At 68.5% G+C, this 2,290-nt stretch carries 2 protein-coding genes; both read left to right on the top strand.

Translation table 11 applies throughout. From position 1 onward, the window contains the following. Positions 1–1,014 (top strand): glutamate--cysteine ligase (locus RDU12_RS08055; protein WP_308684413.1); only part of this gene is annotated, 1,014 nt, incomplete at its 5' end. Between the two features lie 72 nt (positions 1,015–1,086). Then, positions 1,087–2,290 (top strand): ATP-binding protein (locus tag RDU12_RS08050; RefSeq protein ID WP_308684412.1); only part of this gene is annotated, 1,204 nt, incomplete at its 3' end.

Genomic DNA, 2,290 nt, shown 5'->3' with positions numbered 1-2,290 from the left:
CATCTGATGGAGGTCAAACAGGTCGCCGACCAGCTGAACCTCGGCTTCCTCGGAGCCGGCTTCGACCCGCTGTGGCGGCGCGAGGACATCCCGGTGATGCCCAAGGCCCGCTACGACATCATGCGCGCCTACATGCCGAAGAAGGGCTCGCTGGGCCTCGACATGATGCTGCGCACCTGCACCATCCAGGCCAATCTCGACTTCGACAGCGAGGCCGACATGGTGGCCAAATTCCGCACCTCGCTGGCGCTGCAGCCGATCGCCACCGCCCTGTTCGCCAACAGCCCGTTCACCGAAGGCAAGCCGAACGGCTTCCTGTCGGCGCGGGCCAATGTCTGGACCGACACCGATCCGGACCGCACCGGCATGCTGGACTTCGTGTTCGAGGACGGTTTCGGCTTCGAGCGCTACGCCGACTATGCGCTGGACACGCCGATGTATTTCGCCAAGCGCGACGGGCGTTACGTCGACCTGTCCGGCCAATCGTTCCGGGCCTTCATGGACGGCAAGCTGGACGCCCTGCCCGGCGACCGGGCGACGGCGAAGGACTGGGCCGACCACCTGACCACCCTGTTCCCCGAGGTGCGGCTGAAGGCCTATCTGGAGATGCGGGGCGCCGACGGCGGGCCGTGGAGCCGCATCTGCGCCCTGCCGGCGCTGTGGGCGGGCGTCCTGTACGACGCGCCGTCACTGGCGGCGGCCTGGGACCTGGTCAAGGACTGGGACATCGCCGACCACGAGCGGCTGCGCCGCGACGTCACCCGGCTGGGTCTCCGGGCGGAGGTGGCCGGACGGTCGGTGCGCGACGTGGCGGTCGATCTGGTGGACATCGCCCGGCACGGGCTGAAGAACCGCGCCCGCTTCTCGGGCGGCATGGTCGATGAGCGCGGCTATCTGTCCGAGCTTGAGGACATCGCCGACAGTGGGATCACCCCGGCCGACCGGCTGCTGGAGCTGTATCACGGCGACTGGCAGGGGGACCTGAGCCGCCTCTATCGCGACTTCGCCTACTGAGGCGGCAATGCGGCCTTAACCGGTGAGGGGTAGCAGTAGGCGCTGTTTCGATTCGGGAGGTGGGTTTCCAGTATGAGTTGCAGCGCGGCGGCGGCCTCTCATGACCTGGATGATGTCGCCGCGAGCCCTGCGGACGCCGAGCTTGCGACGTTCTTCAACGTCTCCCTCGACCTGCTGGTGATCCGCGAACTGGACGGGCGGGTAGTCAAGGTCAGCCGCTCCTGGGAATCCGCCCTGGGCTATTCGCCGGAAGAGATGCGCGGCGCCCTGCTGATGCCGCTGGTCCATCCTGACGATCTGGCCGCGACGCTGGACAGCGTCGTCGAGGTCGAGAGCCGCAAGCCGGGCGATCCGGTGCTGGGGCAGATCAACCGCTACCGCCACAAGAACGGCGGCTATCGCACCCTGGAATGGCGCGCGCAGAAGTTCGACGGGCGCATCTACGCCGTGGCGCGCGACGTCACCGACCGGGTGGGAGCCGAGCAGGACCTGCGCGACGCCAAGGCGGCGGCCGAGGCGGCCAACCAGGCCAAGTCGGACTTCCTGGCCAATATGAGCCACGAGATCCGCACGCCCCTGAACGGGGTGATCGGCATCGTCGACGCCCTGTCGCGGACGCCCCTGACGAGCGACCAGACGGAGATGGTGAGCCTGATCCGCAGTTCCGGTCACACGCTGGAGCGACTGGTCTCCGACATCCTCGACGTGTCCAAGATCGAGGCCGGTCAGCTGACGCTCGAGCAACGGCCGTTCGACCTCGACGAGGCGCTGGAGCCTCTGGCGGTGATGCGCGCCCGGGCCGAAGACAAGGGACTGGAATTCCGGGTCCTGCGCTCGCCGGAGGCGCGGGGCCAGTTTCTCGGCGACAGCACGCGCATCCGCCAGGTGCTGGGCAACCTGCTGTCCAATGCGGTCAAATTCACCGCCGAAGGATCCGTCTCGGTCAGGGTCGAGGTCTGGTCCGACGACCCGGAGGGCCGGGGGGATGCGCACCGGTTGGCGCTGAGCATCGAGGACACCGGGGTGGGATTCAACGCCGAGCACGCCACGCGGCTGTTCGAGCGCTTCAACCAGGCCGACGGCACCATCACCCGCCGCTTCGGCGGCACCGGACTGGGCCTGTCGATCTGCCGCTCCCTGGTCGAGATGATGGGGGGCGAGATCGAGGCGCGCTCGACGCCGGGCGCCGGCAGCTGGTTCCGCTTCGTGCTGCCGCTGCGCCGCGCCGGCATTCCGGTGGTCCACTTCGTCAGCCCGTCGATCTGGGCCTGGCGGG

The organism is Brevundimonas sp., from assembly GCF_031082345.1.
In the GTDB taxonomy this organism is placed as follows: Bacteria; Pseudomonadota; Alphaproteobacteria; order Caulobacterales; family Caulobacteraceae; genus Brevundimonas.
Note: the sequence above shows the minus strand (reverse complement) of the source record. Positions and strands in the feature narration are given on the sequence as shown.